This is a genomic window from Asticcacaulis aquaticus, assembly GCF_028550415.1.
Lineage (GTDB): Bacteria > Pseudomonadota > Alphaproteobacteria > Caulobacterales > Caulobacteraceae > Asticcacaulis > Asticcacaulis aquaticus.
Map to the genome: position 1 here is coordinate 116,882 of NZ_JAQQKX010000003.1, position 16,425 is coordinate 133,306.

16 protein-coding genes are annotated in these 16,425 nt (G+C 60.8%); 14 read left to right on the top strand and 2 right to left on the bottom strand.

Features of this window, described 5'->3' with window-relative positions; all coding sequences use genetic code 11:
- Positions 1-11: 11 nt before the first annotated feature.
- Positions 12-527, bottom strand: coding sequence for a 50S ribosomal protein L21 (gene rplU / locus PQU92_RS05360; RefSeq protein WP_272747177.1), 516 nt, complete (start codon positions 525-527; stop codon positions 12-14).
- A gap of 225 nt (positions 528-752) precedes the next feature.
- Between rplU and PQU92_RS05365 the strand changes: the two genes are divergently transcribed.
- The 8 genes from PQU92_RS05365 (at position 753) to PQU92_RS05400 (ending at position 8,252) form a co-directional block, all read left to right on the top strand.
- Positions 753-1,313 (top strand): YcxB family protein, encoded by a 561-nt coding sequence (locus PQU92_RS05365; RefSeq protein ID WP_272747178.1) that lies wholly within the window; start codon positions 753-755, stop codon positions 1,311-1,313.
- 58 nt (positions 1,314-1,371) lie between these two features.
- Positions 1,372-2,529 (top strand): CobW family GTP-binding protein, encoded by a 1,158-nt coding sequence (locus tag PQU92_RS05370; RefSeq protein WP_272747179.1) that lies wholly within the window; start codon positions 1,372-1,374, stop codon positions 2,527-2,529.
- A gap of 20 nt (positions 2,530-2,549) precedes the next feature.
- Positions 2,550-3,461, top strand: a complete 912-nt coding sequence (locus PQU92_RS05375; protein WP_272747180.1) for a mechanosensitive ion channel family protein — start codon at positions 2,550-2,552, stop codon at positions 3,459-3,461.
- Positions 3,462-3,576: 115 nt separating this feature from the next.
- A complete protein-coding gene (locus tag PQU92_RS05380) occupies positions 3,577-4,566 on the top strand; it encodes a WD40 repeat domain-containing protein (RefSeq protein ID WP_272747181.1) in 990 nt (329 codons plus the stop codon).
- A 68-nt stretch (positions 4,567-4,634) separates the two neighbouring features.
- Positions 4,635-5,285: a monofunctional biosynthetic peptidoglycan transglycosylase gene (gene mtgA, locus PQU92_RS05385; protein ID WP_272747344.1), complete on the top strand. Its 651-nt coding sequence runs from the start codon at positions 4,635-4,637 to the stop codon at positions 5,283-5,285.
- A gap of 10 nt (positions 5,286-5,295) precedes the next feature.
- Positions 5,296-5,721, top strand: a complete 426-nt coding sequence (locus PQU92_RS05390; protein WP_272747182.1) for a hypothetical protein — start codon at positions 5,296-5,298, stop codon at positions 5,719-5,721.
- Between the two features lie 130 nt (positions 5,722-5,851).
- Positions 5,852-7,747, top strand: coding sequence for a M2 family metallopeptidase (locus tag PQU92_RS05395; protein ID WP_272747183.1), 1,896 nt, complete (start codon positions 5,852-5,854; stop codon positions 7,745-7,747).
- Positions 7,748-7,829: 82 nt separating this feature from the next.
- Positions 7,830-8,252, top strand: a complete 423-nt coding sequence (locus PQU92_RS05400) for a hypothetical protein (RefSeq protein ID WP_272747184.1) — start codon at positions 7,830-7,832, stop codon at positions 8,250-8,252.
- Here PQU92_RS05400 and PQU92_RS05405 read toward each other — a convergent pair whose 3' ends face one another.
- Positions 8,253-9,248 (bottom strand): isopenicillin N synthase family dioxygenase, encoded by a 996-nt coding sequence (locus tag PQU92_RS05405; RefSeq protein WP_272747185.1) that lies wholly within the window; start codon positions 9,246-9,248, stop codon positions 8,253-8,255.
- A 293-nt stretch (positions 9,249-9,541) separates the two neighbouring features.
- Here PQU92_RS05405 and PQU92_RS05410 point away from each other — a divergent pair, with 293 nt between their 5' ends.
- The 6 genes from PQU92_RS05410 (at position 9,542) to pseI (ending at position 16,408) form a co-directional block, all read left to right on the top strand.
- Positions 9,542-11,296 (top strand): S1C family serine protease, encoded by a 1,755-nt coding sequence (locus tag PQU92_RS05410; RefSeq protein ID WP_272747186.1) that lies wholly within the window; start codon positions 9,542-9,544, stop codon positions 11,294-11,296.
- Positions 11,297-11,463: 167 nt separating this feature from the next.
- Complete coding sequence (locus PQU92_RS05415) at positions 11,464-12,144, top strand: YiaD family glycine zipper/OmpA-like lipoprotein (RefSeq protein ID WP_272747187.1); 681 nt, start codon at positions 11,464-11,466, stop codon at positions 12,142-12,144.
- Positions 12,145-12,285: 141 nt separating this feature from the next.
- Positions 12,286-13,065 (top strand): WecB/TagA/CpsF family glycosyltransferase, encoded by a 780-nt coding sequence (locus PQU92_RS05420; protein WP_272747188.1) that lies wholly within the window; start codon positions 12,286-12,288, stop codon positions 13,063-13,065.
- A 66-nt stretch (positions 13,066-13,131) separates the two neighbouring features.
- Positions 13,132-14,178 (top strand): UDP-N-acetylglucosamine 4,6-dehydratase (inverting), encoded by a 1,047-nt coding sequence (pseB, locus tag PQU92_RS05425; RefSeq protein WP_272747189.1) that lies wholly within the window; start codon positions 13,132-13,134, stop codon positions 14,176-14,178.
- On the top strand, positions 14,175-15,362 hold the full coding sequence (pseC, locus tag PQU92_RS05430) for a UDP-4-amino-4,6-dideoxy-N-acetyl-beta-L-altrosamine transaminase (RefSeq protein WP_272747190.1): 1,188 nt from the start codon (positions 14,175-14,177) through the stop codon (positions 15,360-15,362). The genes pseB and pseC overlap by 4 nt, the downstream gene beginning before the upstream one ends.
- On the top strand, positions 15,359-16,408 hold the full coding sequence (pseI, locus tag PQU92_RS05435) for a pseudaminic acid synthase (RefSeq protein ID WP_272747191.1): 1,050 nt from the start codon (positions 15,359-15,361) through the stop codon (positions 16,406-16,408). The genes pseC and pseI overlap by 4 nt, the downstream gene beginning before the upstream one ends.
- Positions 16,409-16,425 lie beyond the last annotated feature (17 nt).

The following is a 16,425-nucleotide window of genomic DNA, read 5'->3' on the forward strand; positions in this document are numbered from 1 at the left end:
AACGGTTACGATTACGCTTCGTCGGAAGAGGCTTCAGCAGCCTTCTTCTTCGGAGCAGCTTTTTTCTTGGGGGCCGGAGCCTCTTCGGCAACCACGGTGTCAACGACCGGGGCTTCGACAGCAGCCGCAAGGCGCGGTGCGAGGTTACGGGCGCGGGCGTCGAGCTCGGCCTTGGTCACCAGCGACACGGTGCCTTCCCAGGCGGCCGACTTGCCGGCGCCGTTCAGCGAGGTGATACGGATGACCGTTTCATGCTGACGGTGACCGTTGGTGCGGCGATAGCCCTGACGGCGGGTCTTCTTGAAGATCTTGACCTTCTTGCCCTTGCGGGTTTCGATCAGGGTGCCTTCGACCACAGCGCCGTCAACGACCGGAGCGCCGACAACGGCACCGGCGTCGTCGCCGACGAGGAGAACTTGGTCAAAGCGGATGGCGGCGCCTGCATCGCCTTCCAGCTTTTCAACGACGAGCAGATCGCCCGCCGAAACGCGGTATTGCTTACCGCCGGTCTTGATTACCGCATACATCGGTTTAGCCTCTAAGCTTTAGTGACTGGCAAACCCGAACGGTGATAAAACCTGCGGTTCGCGCAAAAAAGGATGATCCCCGTAAGGCGGACCTCCGGGAGAAGAGGGGCGCTTTATATAGTTTTTGGCCTGTGAGTCAATCGCTCTTTGTCGGGCTTTTCCAACAAAATGAGGCCTTGCCGGATTCGCTCTGATATCGGAGCATTGGCCAAAAGGGGAGATGCAATGTCCGAGTGGGAAATGTCCACGCAGCCGTACAGGCTGACCATGTCCGATTTTCGATCTTATCGATGGGCAAACCTCAAAGCAAATGCGTTGACTTGGCGTGGTCTGTGGGAGCTGTGGAAGTATGTGATCCTTTCACTACTTTTCTGTCGATTTCTGATCTGGTTTATTGTCGATGCTCTCGGGCAGACTCTGACGGCAGACAAGATCGCGTTTGCCGTGCTCATTCCCGTGTTAGCTGTCTTACTTCTGGCTTGGCATACCTACGATACGAAGACTCTGATGCTGGCTAAATCGGATTATTCGGCGACGGACTGCCTGACCCGGATTGGTACGGAAGGCGTCATTGTTGTCCACCCGCACGGTGACAGTTCTCGTATCTGGAGCGAGTTCTCGCGTATTGCTTACGAAGGTAATCTCATTCTGTTTTACATGCCCGGTGAATTGGGGGTCGTGGTGCCGCGTCAAGCCTTCGTGACGGAACGACAAAGACGGGTCTTCTACGATTTGGCCAATCGTTATCTGAGTGCAGCCAAAATGAACGCACAAACCAAGGCTTGATTTCAGTCGTCAAAAGCCTACTTAGAGCCGGACTGTATATCTTACGAAAGCTTCCTCCATGGCCGATACCGCAAACGCCGTCGCGAAAACTCCCGTCACCGTCCTGACCGGCTATCTGGGCGCGGGCAAGACGACGCTGCTCAACCGCATCCTGTCGGAAAACCACGGGCAGAAATACGCGGTCATCGTCAATGAGTTCGGCGAAATCGGCATCGACAACGACCTGATCGTTGGCGCGGACGAAGAAGTGTTCGAGATGAACAACGGCTGCGTCTGTTGTACGGTGCGTGGCGACCTGATCCGCATTTTGTCGGGCCTGATGAAGCGAAAGGGCCGTTTCGACGCTATCATCGTAGAAACCACGGGTCTCGCCGATCCCGGCCCGGTGGCGCAGACCTTCTTCGTCGACGAAGACGTCAAGGCGCGCACCTATCTCGACTCGGTGACGGCGCTGGTCGATGCCAAACATTTCAAATCGGCGCTGGAAACCGACCGCGTGGTAAAGGAGCAGATCGCCTTTGCCGATCACGTGATCCTCAACAAGACCGATCTGGTGACGGCGGCCGAACTGGACGAGGTCGAGGCGCGCATCAAGGGCCTCAACCCGCTGGCTTCGATCCAGCGCGCCGAGCGGTCGGGCGTTGAGATCACGAGCCTGCTTAACCAGCACCGCTTCTCACTCGACAAGATGGAAACCATCGCCAATCACGACGAGCACGGCGTGGATTGCGGCGACGACTGCGGCCATGATCATCATCATGGCCACGACCACGGGCACCATCATCACCACGATCATGACCATGGGCACGGTCATAATCCGGCGCACGGCGAACCGGGTCACGTCCACGACGAACATTGCGGTCACGACCATCACCACCATGACCATGGCCATTCGCACCTGAACCCGATCCATGACGATGAAATCCGTTCGGTATCGCTGTCGTCGGAAAAGCCGGTCGATGGCGTGAAGTTCACCAAGTGGCTCGACAAGCTGCTGGCTGAAAAGGGTCAGGACATCCTGCGCGCCAAGGGCATCCTCCACGTGCAGGGCGAGGAAAAGCGTCTGGTCTTTCAGGCCGTGCACATGATCCTCGAAGGCGAACTGCAACAGCCGTGGCGCGACGGTGAACATCGCTTGAGCCGCGCGGTGTTTATTGGCCGCCATCTCGATGACGCCGCCTTGAAAGCCGGGTTCGAGGCCTGTATCGTCGCCTGATAACCAAACAGGGGCGATAAATGAGTGCCTATGCGTCCGTGATCGTCCTGCCCGACCGCGTCGATAAGGCTTTGCAGAGCCTCGACCGGTTTTCGGTCCCCTTCGGCAAGTACAATATCTCGATCCTCGACGCACTGAACTTCGTCGTCGTGACGGTGGCCGTCTATGTGGCGGCGCGCCTGATCTACTGGGTGGCGTCGCGGGTGATCGGTCGCGTGCCGGGGCTGGACGGTTCGCAAAAGCACCTGATGCAGAAATTCGCCGCCGTAGCGGTGGTCGTCGTCGCCGGCCTGATCGGTGTTGATATGCTGGGGATCGACCTGACGACCCTGGCGGTGTTTTCCGGGGCCTTCGGTCTGGCCATCGGTTTCGGGATGCAGAAGACGCTCGGCAATCTGATCGCCGGGCTGATCCTGCTGATGGACCGCTCGATCAAGCCGGGCGACGTGGTGGCGGTGGCCGATACCTTCGGCGTCATCGGAAAAATCGGGGTGCGCGCGGTGTCGGTCCTGACGCGCGACGGCAAGGAACACCTGATCCCCAACGAACTTTTGATGACGCAGCCGCTGGAAAACTGGTCCTATTCGGATCGCAATGTCCGCCTGCATATTCAGGTCGGGGTGTCGTACAAGAGCGATCTCGATCTGGCGCAAAAGCTGATGCTGGAGGCCTGTGCGGCCAATCCGCGCGTGCTGAAAAGCCCGGAGCCGCGCGTCTGGCTGATGGCGTTTGGCGAAAACCGTATCGAGCACGATATCCGCGTGTGGATCGACGATCCGGAACTGGGCGTCTACAGCGTCAAGTCGGACATTCTCAATCACCTGTGGCGGTCGTTCAAGGCCCATGGCATCGAGATCGCCCTGCCGCAGCGGGAGGTTTACGTGAAGGAATACCCTCTCCCTGAGGGAGAGGGTGGTCCGAAGGGCCGGTGAGGGAATAATAACGCCCTCTGGCCTTTTATCCCTCTTCTGTGTATGCCCCCTCCGTCGCGGACTACGCCGCGCCACCTCCCCCGCTCCGCAGGGGAGGATGTAACAGGAATAATCCATGCCCTTCGCTTTTGAGAAACACTTCGACGAATACGTCATCGCCGCCCTGTTCGATTCCGCTGACGATCCGGTGGTAGCGCTGGGCGATGGTCGTGTGGTGTTTCCCGATGTCGACGCGGTGTTCGAGCCGCACCCCAATGCCGGTATCCTCAGCGCCGTGATCCACCCGTCGGGGCTGGGTATCGTCACCGGCGGGGACGACGGGCGCATCGTCTGGACGACCAAGGATTCCGGCCCGATTGAGATCGCCCACATCAAGGGCGCCTGGTTCGACGCGATCACCGCCAATGGCGCGGCCATGCTGATCGCCGCTTCGGCGGGCAAGAAGGTCTATGTCTTCGATATCGTCAAAAAGACCGCACCGGTGGTCTTCGAGCATACGGCCTCCATCGCCGACCTGACCTTCGACGCCAAGGGACGCAAACTCTACGGGGCCAGCTATAACGGCGTCGCCGTCTGGTTCTCGCGCATCGCCCAGCAAAAGCCGACCCTGCTCAAATGGGCCGGGTCGCACACCAAAATCGCCATCAGCCCGGACGACAAGTTCCTGATCACCGCCATGCAGGAAAACGCCCTGCACGGGTGGCGGTTGTCGGACGCCAAGGACATGCGCATGGGCGGTTACCCGGCCAAGATCAAGTCGCTCGACTTCTTCGCCAAGGGCAAGCTGCTGGCGACGTCGGGGGCCAATGGCGCGGTGGTCTGGCCGTTCCTCAAGGCCAACGGCCCGATGGGCGAAGAGGCCTCCGAGATCAATGCCGAAGAGTCGACCATGGTCACCGTCGTCTCCGGTTCGGTCGAGGACACGCTGCTGGCCGCCGGGACCGAGGATGGGCGGGTCTGGCTGGCGGAGCTGCAATCCACCGGTATCGACTGGATCAAGCGCGAAAAAGGTCCGGCCATCACGGCGCTAAGCGTCTCGGGTGAGGCCAATCGTCTGATATTTGGCGACGAAGACGGAAACGTGTATATCTACGAGGCGGAGTAGGTTTTTTCAGCATCGGGGGATGCTCAGTGGCGTCTAAGACAAAATTCGGCATAGGCCGGTTGCTGATCATGCTGGTGGTCGGCGGGTTCGCGTTCAGTGTCCTGTCGGTCGCCGTGCATCGCTTTTTGCCGGTGCCGGTGACCTTCTTGATGGTGCAGCGTCTGGCCGAAGGCAAGGGTTACCACCACGAATGGGTGCCACTGTCGCGCATTTCCGACAACCTCAAGGTCTCGGTCATCGCCGCCGAAGATGCCAAGTTCTGCACCCACTACGGCTTCGACATGACCGCCATCGAAAAGGCCCAGCGGTCGAACGCGCGCGGCAAGAAGGTGCGCGGCGGCTCGACCATTTCCCAGCAGACCGCCAAGAACGCCTTCCTGTGGCCGCAGCGCTCCTATGTGCGCAAGGGCGTCGAGGCCTATTACACCCTGCTCATTGAGACCCTGTGGTCCAAGAAACGGATCATGGAGGTCTATCTGAACAGCGCCGAATGGGGGCCGGGGATCTATGGCGCGGAAGCGGCCTCGCAATACTGGTTCGGCAAGTCGGCGTCGGAACTGACGCGGTCGGAGGCTTCGCGACTGGCAGCCATCCTGCCGTCGCCGCTCAAATGGAAGGCGGCCAATTCCGGCAAGTACGTCAAGCGCCGCTCCGGCAAGATCAGCGCCAATGCCGGCCTCGTCAAACGCGAGGGCATCGGGACGTGCGTGCTGGATTAAAGAGGGAAGCGTGACCTACTATCGACATACCTTGTTGTCAGGTATTTTAAACGGTGTTGGCCTGATCATCATGCTGACCGCTTTTATGCGCCCGGTGCTTATGCACTTGGGCCTTACGCTTCCCTACTATCTTTCATTGGTAGGTCTGATCCCTTTATTGCTCAGCTATCGTCTGGCTCATAAGCGTACTGTGACGAAACTGCCTGAAAGTGTTGTGAAGGCGGAAGGTCTGAGTAAGTTCGGCTACCTTTTTATGATTTGTATCGCAGCTATTGCCGTGCTCGCATTTTTTCCCGTTGGGCAGGATGCGATGAAAAGCGCTTGGACGAGCGCGGCGGTCGTGCTGGTCTATTGTATCTGGACGTATGGGCGCTATCGCTATCAACAAGCTTATGAGGTTGTCGTTCGTAAGCATGAGGCATCGACGGTATTTTAAGCCTAACGCAAATCGTTCCATCCTTAACCTCTCTTGACGAATGCCGGAAAACGGCGTCAGTTTCCCTCCGTATTTTCGCGCTTGCTGGCCGCCCGCAAAAGGCCGCGCGCTGCATTTCAGGAGGGTTTTGATGATCAAGCGTTTGTTGGTGTCCGTCGCAGGGCCTGCCCTGATCTCCGGTGTGCTTTTGTCGGGCTGTACCTCCATGCCGCCGGAAACCCTGGTCAAGGATATCGTGCCGCCTGCGCCCAAGGCCCCCTCGCTCACCGAAACCCCGGCCCCGCCGCCGGTCGTCGGCCCTACCGCCGAAGACGCGAAGGCCTATGTCGAGGCCGCGGAAACCAAGCTGGCCGCCATGGGCGAATACGCCGCGCGCGTGTCCTGGGTGCGCAACACCTACATCACCCACGACACCATGTGGCTGGAATCGAAGGCCAATGCCGACTACACCGAAGCCAATGTCAAGCTGGCCATGGGCGCGGCGAAGTTCAATGACGTGCAGGTCGATGAGGTCACCCGCCGCAAACTGAACCTGCTCAAGCTATCCCTGACCCTGCCGGCCGCCGATAAACCCGGCGCGGCCGAGGAGATGGCCAAGCTGGCGACCTCGCTCGACTCAACCTACGCCACGGGGAAATTCACCTATAAGGGCAAGGTCTATACGCTGGACGACGCGTCCGAAATCATGGCGACCTCGCGCGATCCGGTCCTGCTGCGCGCCATGTTCGAAGGTTGGCGCACCATTTCCGTGCCGATGAAGGGCGACTATGCCAAGCTGGCGGCGCTGGCCAACGAGGGTGCCAAGGGGCTCGGATTTGCCGATACGGGGGCCTTGTGGCGGTCGAACTACGACATGGCGCCGGATGAATTCGCGGCCGAGACCGACCGTCTGTGGAAGCAGGTCGAGCCCTTCTATCAGAACCTGCACTGCTATGTCCGTCGCAAGCTGAACGAAAAGTACGGCGACGCAGTGCAGCCGGCCAAGGGTCCGATCCGCGCCGACCTGCTCGGCAATATGTGGGCGCAGGACTGGGCCAATATCTACGACGTGGTCGCGCCGAAGGACATCAAGGGCTCCAGCTATTCGCTCGACAAATTGCTGGTGGCCAAGAAGTACGACGCGACGAAGATGGTCAAGACGGGCGAGGGTTTCTATACCTCGCTCGGCCTCGCCCCCCTGCCGCAGACCTTCTGGGAGCGCTCGATGATCGTGCGTCCCAAGGATCGCGAAGTCGTCTGCCATGCCTCGGCCTGGGACGTCGACAATATCGACGATCTGCGCATCAAGATGTGCACCAATGTCAATGGCGAGGACTTCTATACGGTTCACCACGAACTGGGTCACAACTACTATCAGCGCGCCTATAAGGACCAGCCGTTCCTGTTCAAGAACGGGGCGAACGACGGCTTCCACGAGGCGATCGGCGATTTCATCGGCCTGAGCGCCGTGACCCCGGTCTACCTCAACCAGATCGGTTTGCTGGACAAGGTGCCGGGCGAGTCCGAGGACATCCCGTACCTGTTGAAAATGGCGCTGGGCAAGGTCGCCTTCCTGCCGTTCGGCCTGATGGTCGACCGCTGGCGCTGGGAAGTCTATTCCGGCAAGATCACGCCCGCCCAGTACAACAGCCGCTGGTGGGAACTGGTCAATCAGTATCAGGGCCTGACGCCGCCGGGCGTGCGTCCGGCCGATGCCTTCGATCCGGGCGCCAAGTACCACGTGCCGGGCAATGTCCCCTATACGCGCTACTTCCTCGCCCACATCTATCAGTTCCAGTTCCAGAAGGCCGCCTGCGATCAGATCGGCTGGAAAGGTCCGCTGCACCGCTGCTCGATCTACGGCCACAAGGAGGTCGGCGAAAAGTTCAACAAGATGATGGAACTGGGGCAATCCAAGCCGTGGCCGGACGCGCTGGAAAGCTTCACCGGCACGCGCCAGACGGACGCCTCGGCGGTGGCGGAATATTTCAAGCCGCTCAACGAATGGCTGATCGTACAGAACAAGGGGCAGCAGTGCGGGTGGTAAGCCTCGCATAGACTTTTGATGCTGCGATCCAGACAAAGGCTGTGAGTACGCTCGCAGTCTTTGTTCATGCTTTGAGGATATTATGTATTTGCCGGTCAGCTGGCAGACCTTTGTCGACGATATGACCGTCTGGGTCGCGGATCTGCCGTGGGGCGGTGACTATATCCTCAGCCAGAGCCTGATGGTGTTCTGGGTCAGCGGCGTCGTTCTGGCCCTGACGCCGACGGGGCAGCGCGCCGGACGCGCCCTGCGGATATTCGTCGGACTGGCCCTGTTCAGCAGCCTGCTCAGTTTCGGCGTCCCGGCGATACGATTGCTGATGATGCTGCAACTCGGCAATACCGGTGAACAGATCGGGATACTGGTTCAGTGGTGCCTGCTGTTCGCGGGGTTTTATGTCCTTATCGCTCTGCTGGGTTACGGCCCCGGACGGCTGATCGGCGCGGTGCTGAGGCCCGGACTTAAAAAGAGCCCCCGTCGCCGGAGGCTCTTTCTGGAAGATTGATTAAGCCAGCTTGATTTCCCGCAAACGCTGCTGAAGGAAGTCGTTAGCGGTGATCGACTGACCCGCATACTGATCAGGACGGTCTGCGGTGATCGTGCCGGGCAGGGTCTCGATCACATAGGGGCTTTCGAAATGCAGGAAGAACGGCATCGAATAGCGCGAGAAGCCCTTGCGCGACTCCGCCGGATTGACCACGCGGTGGATGGTCGACGGCAGGACGTGGTTGGTCAGGCGCGACAGCATATCGCCGATATTGATGACGATGGCGCCCGGCGGCGGCGTGATCGGCAGCCACGAGCCGTCGCGGTCGAGCAGTTGCAGACCCGGCTCCTCGGCCCCCATCAGAAGGGTAATCGCGTTGATGTCGCCGTGCGCCCCGGCGCGGACGCTCGCCCCGGCCTTGTCCACCGGCGGATAGTGCAGCATGCGCAGGACTGAATTGCCCAGTTCGACCTTGTCGTCGAAAAAGGTAGGCTCAAGCTTCAGATAGATGGCGATGGCCTTGAGCACCTTCTTGCCGAGACCGTCGAGGGCCGCATAGAGCGCCTGAAACGTCTCTTTGAATTCCGGCACTTCGGTCGGCCAGATATTGTCGCGCATATGGTCGCGGTACGGATGGCCTTCGGGCAGGTCGCGACCGATGTGGTAAAACTCTTTCAGGTCGCTGGCCGTATAGCCTTTGGCGGTTTCGACGCCGAACGGCGTATAGCCGCGCGCGCCGCCCTTGCCCTTTTCGTGGTGGGCGCTCTTGGTTTCGACCGGCAGTTCGAAATAGTCTTTCGCCAGCGCATAGGCCTTGTCCACCAGGGCCTTATCAAGACCCGCGCCATCCTTGTCGAACAGGCCCGACAGCACCGCAAAGCCATAGCGCTCGAACGATCCGCCCAGTTTCTGCGAGAAGGCAGACAGGTCTGTATCGTAAAGCGACAGGGGCACCGGCTCGATCGCGGGCGCGGTGGACAGGGGCGCGGAATCGTAAAGGGCGGTGTCGGACATGGCTTACTCTTTTGGTGCTTTCAGATGATACTTTTATGACGATGCGGGCATCGCCATGCAAGCGGATAAATGGTCGCGGTTTGCGGAACCCTGAGGCTGTTTTCGTTCAGTTTGGCGTCGTCACCCGCGCAATAGTATCACAGTACGCGACTCATGTATGCTGTCGCGCGATTTTTCGATTGCAGCGACGGCGCGAGTGTCGTTTTGATGCGGACATATTTTAGTGTCGCGTAATGGCGTTTTTCGGGCGGTTTTCACGGGTGGCTACAGGCAAGTTTCGGTTGGGTAAAATAGTGACCGCGGGCGTCTTCGCTCTGTCGGCCATGGCCCTGTGCGCGATCGGCTGGCCGGTGGCGGCGCAACTTCTGCCGGAAGAGCCCGCCAATGCCGAAGCGCTCGACAGCCTCGATCCCGCCTTGCAGCCGGTTAATTCGACTCAGGCGCTCAAAACGTCGGAACAGTCGGTGGTGCGCGTTCTGGTCGTTTATCGCGGCTATGGCGGCGTGCCGCTCGATGCGGTGGGCATGGGGTCGGGCTTCGTCGTCGCCCCCGGCTATATCGTCACCAATTATCACGTCATCGAAACCCCGCCCGAAGCCACCTCGGCGGAAATTTACATCGTCCCGCACAAGGATTCCGGCGCCGCCTATCAGCAGGTGACCCTGGCCCGTCCGTGGATGGAGGGCGATCTGGCGCTTTTGCGCGCCGAAGGTCTCAAGATCGCGCCGCTGAAACTGTCGCTGGTGCCTCAAAAGAACCAGCAGGTGGTGGCCATGGGCTATCCCGGCATCACCGACCGATTGCTCAAGCGTGGCGGCACCGAACTGCTGGAGCCCGCCGACGCCTATGTGACGCAGGGCTCGATCGCCCTGTTCGCTTCGACCAATCCGGACGGCTCGCGCGTCGATACCCTGTTCCATACGGCGCCGATCAACCCCGGCAATTCCGGCGGACCGCTGATGGACGAATGCGGTCAGGTGGTCGGCGTCAATACCTGGTCGGCGGTGTCCACCATGTCCGAAGGCGGCGACATGGACGTCCCGGCGGGTCAGTATGTGGCAACCCACGTATCGGCGCTCAACACCTTCCTGCAATCGGCCGGCGTGCCGGTCCAGACGACGTCCGACCCCTGCTACGCCAAGACCGCCGACGAAATCGTCAAGGACGAGGGCCTGTCGAAGGCGCTCGCCGCCTATCGTGACGCTCAGGCCAAGCGTATCGAAGAGCAGCGCAAGGCCGAGCAACTGAACGCCGTGATGGATCAGTTGCAGTTGGGAGCTCTGGTCCTGTTGTCGCTGTTGGTCGTGGTGCTCATCGCCCTGATCATCCGCCGTCGCCCGCATAAGGAAAAGGACGCGCCGACGGCCTATAGCGCGCCGACGGCGGACGACCTGCCGCCGCCCGCCCTGTCGATCCCCAATCCCCGGGCCCGCGCAAAGACGCCGGAGCCGGTGGAGAAAAAGCCGCACGCCAAACACCCCTTCCCGTGGGGGTGGATCGCGCTGGGGACGGTCGTGGTCCTGATTGCGCTCGGTTTCGTCCTGCGCGAAAGCCCGATGTTCCAGACCATGTCGCAGAAGGCCGAGGCCTCCGCCGTCAGTCCGGCCATCATGCGCCTGAGCTGCGATGTCGATCTCAAGGCCTCGCCGAAACCGTTGCCGGGGGTGGGGCCGATCGATTTCGAATTCGATGCCGCCCATGCCTGCGTCAGCGGCCGCACGCCCTATGAGGTGCAGCCCAATGGCACGCTTCTGCGCTTTACGGTGTCGGATGCCGAGCCTGTTGCCGCGCGGCTGGAACTGTCGCGCGACGGTCTGGTGTTCAAGCGCAGCGATTACCGCCTGAGCGACGATGCGCACAGGTCCTATGTCGCTCAGCGTCAGGCGCTCGGCTCGCTGCGTTGCGTCAGCGGCAAGGATACGGGTCAGGCCGAGGCCCTGAAGGATAATCTGCGTAAGGTCCGTACGCTGGCGCAATCTTTTCTGACCGCCGGACCCGAAACGGAAACGGTATGGAAGTGCCGCAAAGCGCCTGAAAAAGCGCAATAGCTGTATCGGTTCTTTATAAAACCACGTTAAGATTTTACGACAGCCTTAACGAATCCTTATTTCCCGTACATTGGCTATTTATACCCTTCATCATAGGTTCATGTGAAAGAGGCTAACTGTGCCTTCAACGGCGTCATACCCGCCGGATAACATACGGAGAGACCAAGATGCGTAAAGTTGCTGGACTGAAAGTCTTTGGCGCCCTGACCGGCCTCGCGCTGCTGACGGCGGCCTGCACGACCACCGACCCGAACACCGGCGAAGTGGTGCGCGACAACACCAAGACCAATGCCCTGATCGGGGCCGCCGTCGGCGCGGGCCTGGGCTATGCCACCAATACCAATAAGGGCGAGCAGGGTCGCAAGAACGCCGTCATCGGCGCAGGCATCGGCGCTCTGGCCGGTGCCGCCGTCGGCAACTACATGGACAAGCAGCAGGCCGAACTGCGCAAGGAACTGGCCGGGACGGGCATCGGTGTGACGCGTAACGGCGACAACATCATTCTCAACATGCCGTCGGATGTGACCTTCGCCACCGGCAGCGCCACCATCGATTCCGGTTTCTATCCGACGCTGAACGACGTGGCGACGGTGTTGAACAAGTACCCCTCGACCTATGTCGATATCGTCGGTCACGCCGATTCAACGGGCTCGGACGCTATCAATGAACCTCTGTCGGAAAACCGCGCCAATTCGACCGCCGCTTACCTGACCGGTCGCGGTGTCGCCAATCAGCGCCTGTTCGTCGCCGGCATGGGCTCGCGTCAGCCGATCGCATCGAACGCCACGCCGGAAGGCCGCGCCAAGAACCGTCGCGTGGAAATCACCCTGCGTCCGGTTACGGAGTAACCTCCGAATGCCGTTGCGGCATTCGGCAAGGGCGACCGCCCGCCGCCGCTTATGCGGCGAGCCATGCGGCGTTTGAGCTAAAGAAAGCCTTAACCCTGTTTCGTCAGGGGATTGAAACGGCTTTAGACTAGGCTGGGCGGCATGGAACATCCTTGTCGCCCTTCTCATGTCCGTCGTCTGCCCCTGCTGGGGGCCGAGGTCGATGTCGTCACACCCGATATGGTGATGGACTTCATCAGTGCGGCGCGCGGGCAAAAGGCCATCGTCGCCAATCACAATCTGCACAGTCTGTATCTGTTCAAAAAGCGCGCCGATATGCGCCGCTTTTACGATCACGCGGCCCTGATCGAGATCGATTCGGTGCCGATGATCGCCTGGGCGAAACTGATGGGGCACGACGTGTCGCGGGCGCATCGCTGCACCTATCTCGATTTCCGCGACACTTTCTGGGGCCGCGCCGTAGCCGAGGGCTGGCGCGTCTATCACATCGGCGGTGCGCCCGAACATAATGCCGCGTCGAAACAGGCGATCCTCAAGCGCCATCCGGGCGCGCAGCTTGAGGTGCGCAGCGGCTATTTCGACGTCAACGGCCCGGCCAACGAGCTGTTGCTGGCGGATATCCTTGCCCACAAACCGGATGTTCTGCTGGTCGGCATGGGTATGCCACGTCAGGAAACCTGGATACTCAACAATCTCGATAAATTGCCCGAGTGCGTGATCCTGCCCGTCGGGGCGGCCTTCGATTATGAGGCCGGGGTCATGTACACGCCGCCGCGCTGGGCCGGGCAGATGGGAGTCGAGTGGCTGGTGCGCTTTTTCCACGAGCCCAAACGTCTGTTCGAGCGCTATTTCGTCGAGCCGTGGGTGCTGATTCCGCAGATGCTGGGCGATCTCAGGCAACGTGGCAAGCGAACGGCCTAGGATATTAACCAATATTTCAGCGGCGCGCGCGACAATCCCGCCTAAGTAGTGGCAGGAACTATGCGTATGGCTGATATTTTCAGGGATTTCGCGCCGCAGGGCGATCCGGTTAAGGGCCAGTCGGTCCTGATTACCGGCGGCACGGGCAGCTTCGGCAAGAAGCTGGTCCATACGCTTCTGGAAAAATACGATCCGCGCAAGGTCATTATCCTGTCGCGCGACGAACTCAAGCAGTACGAGATGCGCTGCGAGCTGGAAGAAACCTTCCCGCCGGAAAAGCTGGCGAAGCTGCGCTTTTTCCTTGGTGATGTGCGCGACCGCCCGCGTTTGGAATTAGCTTTCCGCAGCGTCGATATCGTGGTCCACGCCGCCGCGCTGAAACAGGTGCCTGCGGCGGAATATAACCCGTCCGAATGTATCGCCACCAATGTCAACGGCGCGGAAAACGTCGTCTGGGCTTGCCTACAGCAAGGGGTGAAGCGCGTCGTGGCCCTGTCCACCGACAAGGCCTGTTCGCCGATCAATCTCTATGGGGCGACCAAGCTGGCCTCGGACAAGATTTTCGTCGCCGCCAATAACCTGTCCGGCGATATCGGCACGCGGTTCTGCGTCGTGCGTTACGGCAATGTGGTGGGCTCACGCGGTTCCGTGGTGCCCTATTTCAAGCGCCTGCTGGCGCAAGGCGCGAAAGACCTGCCGATCACCGACCCGCGCATGACGCGCTTCTGGATTTCGCTGCATCAGGGCGTTGATTTCGTCCTGTCGTGTCTGGAAACGACGCGCGGCGGGGAAATCTTCGTGCCGAAAATTCCCGCCACGACCGTCAGCGATCTGGCCACCGCCATGGCGCCCGACGCGCCGCAGCGGACGATCGGCATCCGTCCGGGGGAAAAGCTGCACGAAATCATGATCTCGGCTGACGATTCCCGCGCCACCTGGGAACTGCCTGACCGTTATATGATCGAGCCGGAATTCGTCGAATATCCGCGCGAAGGGGCCGACACCGTCGGCGCGCAGAAGGTCGAGGAAGGCTTTGCCTATTCCAGCGACATCAATCCGGAACGCCTGGATGTCGACGGCATCAAGGGCATGATGGAAGCCTATTTCGCGTGAGCGGGTTTCTGCCCTATGGCCGGCAGTCGATCGACGACAGCGATATCGCCGCCGTCGTCGAGGCTTTGCATTCCGATTACCTGACGACCGGGCCGATGGTCGAGCGCTTCGAGCGTGAACTGGCGGCCACCGTCGGCGCGAACGAGGCGGTGGTGGTGTCGAACGGCACGGCGGCCCTGCATCTGGCGGTTTTGACGCAAAATCTCGGCCCGGAAGACGCCGTCATCGTGCCGTCGATCACCTTTGCCGCCTCGGCCAATTGCGTGGCCTATTGCGGGGCTCAGGTGGTGTTTGCCGACGTCGATCCGCTGACGGGCCTGATCACCGATGAGGGCTTCGATGCGGCGGTGCGTCTGATCGACAGCCTCGGCCATCGGTTTGCCGGGGTTATTCCGGTCCATTATGCGGGGCGTCCGGTCGATCTGGGCCATATATCCGCCGTTTGTCGGGCGCGTGTGGCCTTCCTGATCGAAGATGCCTGTCATGCGCTGGGGACGCAAGGCGGGCAAGGCCCGGTCGGGTCGTGCGCGGCCTCCGATATGGCCGTCTTCTCCTTCCATCCGGTCAAGACCCTGACGACGGGCGAGGGCGGAGCGATCACCACGAACGACGCCGATCTGGCGCGGCAACTGCGCCTGTTGCGCAGTCACGGGATCGAGCGCGATCCGGCGCGGTTCGACGGCCTCGGGTATGGCGACAGCGACGATGCCGGGCCGTGGGTCTATGAGATGCAGGCGCTGGGGTTCAACTACCGTTTGCCGGACCTGAACTGTGCGCTGGGCGTGGCGCAGTTGAAGCGCCTGCCGTGGTTTATCGAGCGTCGTAAGGCGCTGGTTACGGCCTACGAAAATCTGCTAAAGACGAACCTGTCTGTCTCGTGGCCTTCGGCTGACTCGGGAACCGATCCGGTCTTCCACCTGATGGCCGTGGCAATTGATTTTGCCGCTGCCGGCAAATCCCGCGCTCAGGTCATGGCTGAGCTTAAATCGCGCGGCATCGGCACACAGGTCCATTATATCCCCGTGCATCGCCAGCCCTACTGGCAGACGAGGCAACTGGCCGCCCGCGACCTGCCGGGCGCAGATGCGTTTTATCGTTCGACCCTGTCCTTACCGCTCTATCCCGACATGACCGATGCCGACCCGGCGCGGGTCGTCGAGGCGTTGAAAGAGGTTTTGTCGTGACCCCCGAATTCACCATCGCCGGACGCAGGATTGGTGCCGCGCACAGCCCCTACATCATCTGCGAATTGTCGGGGAACCATAACGGATCGCTCGACCGGGCGCTGGCGCTGGTCGATGCCGCTGCCGATACGGGCTGCGACGCCATCAAGCTGCAAACCTATACCGCCGACACCATCACCCTCAAATCCGATCGCCCGGAGTTTCAGCTGACCGGCGGCATGTGGAAGGGGTATTCGCTTTACGACCTTTATGCCGAGGCCCACACGCCGTGGGACTGGCATCCGGCGCTGTTCGAGCGGGCAGCCAAACGCGGCGTGACGATGTTTTCCTCGCCGTTCGATGATACTGCCGTCGATTTCCTCAACGACCTCGGCGCCCCGGCGTTCAAGATTGCCTCGTTCGAACTGGTCGATCTGCCGCTGGTCGCCTATGCGGCCTCGAAGGGTAAGCCGCTGATCATGTCGACCGGCATGGCCAATCTGGAAGAGATCCACGCCGCCGTCGAGACGGCCCGCAAATTCGGCACCGGGGAGATTGTGCTGCTCCATTGCGTCAGCGAATATCCGGCTAATATCCACGACGCCAATGTCCGCGTCGTGCCTGACCTCGGCGCGAAGTTCGGTGTGCCGTCGGGCCTCAGCGACCATACCTTCGGCACCGCGGCCTCGGTCGCGTCGGTGGCTTTAGGCGGTTGTGTGATCGAAAAGCACTTCACGCTGGCGCGCGCCGATGGTGGGCCGGATTCGGGATTTTCGCTGGAACCCGCCGAATTCACCGCCTTGGTCAATGACTGCAAGGACGCCTGGGCAGCGCTGGGCCAGATTCACTACGACACGCTGGGCTCGGAGCGCGGCTCGAAACAGTTCCGCCGCTCGCTTTATGTGGTTGAGGATATCAAGGCTGGTGAGCCCTTCACCAAGGCCAATGTCAAATCGATCCGTCCGGGGCTGGGCTTGCCGCCGGTACGTCTGTGGGACGTGTTGGATAAGACGGCGTCGCGCGATATCGCCCGCGGCGAACCGCTCCGCGACGATATGATTGGCTAGCCAGGCCTTGCCTTAAG

Bases quoted from the DNA above. Each gene is read 5' to 3' on its own strand.
- PQU92_RS05380 (WP_272747181.1), top strand. From the start codon at position 3,577: ATGCCCTTCGCTTTTGAGAAACACTTCGACGAATACGTCATCGCCGCC.
- mtgA (WP_272747344.1), top strand. From the start codon at position 4,635: ATGCTGGTGGTCGGCGGGTTCGCGTTCAGTGTCCTGTCGGTCGCCGTG.
- PQU92_RS05400 (WP_272747184.1), top strand. From the start codon at position 7,830: ATGTATTTGCCGGTCAGCTGGCAGACCTTTGTCGACGATATGACCGTC.
- pseB (WP_272747189.1), top strand. From the start codon at position 13,132: ATGGCTGATATTTTCAGGGATTTCGCGCCGCAGGGCGATCCGGTTAAG.
- rplU (WP_272747177.1), bottom strand. From the start codon at position 527: ATGTATGCGGTAATCAAGACCGGCGGTAAGCAATACCGCGTTTCGGCG.
- PQU92_RS05365 (WP_272747178.1), top strand. From the start codon at position 753: ATGTCCGAGTGGGAAATGTCCACGCAGCCGTACAGGCTGACCATGTCC.
- PQU92_RS05420 (WP_272747188.1), top strand. From the start codon at position 12,286: ATGGAACATCCTTGTCGCCCTTCTCATGTCCGTCGTCTGCCCCTGCTG.
- PQU92_RS05395 (WP_272747183.1), top strand. From the start codon at position 5,852: ATGATCAAGCGTTTGTTGGTGTCCGTCGCAGGGCCTGCCCTGATCTCC.
- PQU92_RS05415 (WP_272747187.1), top strand. From the start codon at position 11,464: ATGCGTAAAGTTGCTGGACTGAAAGTCTTTGGCGCCCTGACCGGCCTC.
- PQU92_RS05405 (WP_272747185.1), bottom strand. From the start codon at position 9,248: ATGTCCGACACCGCCCTTTACGATTCCGCGCCCCTGTCCACCGCGCCC.
- PQU92_RS05370 (WP_272747179.1), top strand. From the start codon at position 1,372: ATGGCCGATACCGCAAACGCCGTCGCGAAAACTCCCGTCACCGTCCTG.
- PQU92_RS05375 (WP_272747180.1), top strand. From the start codon at position 2,550: ATGAGTGCCTATGCGTCCGTGATCGTCCTGCCCGACCGCGTCGATAAG.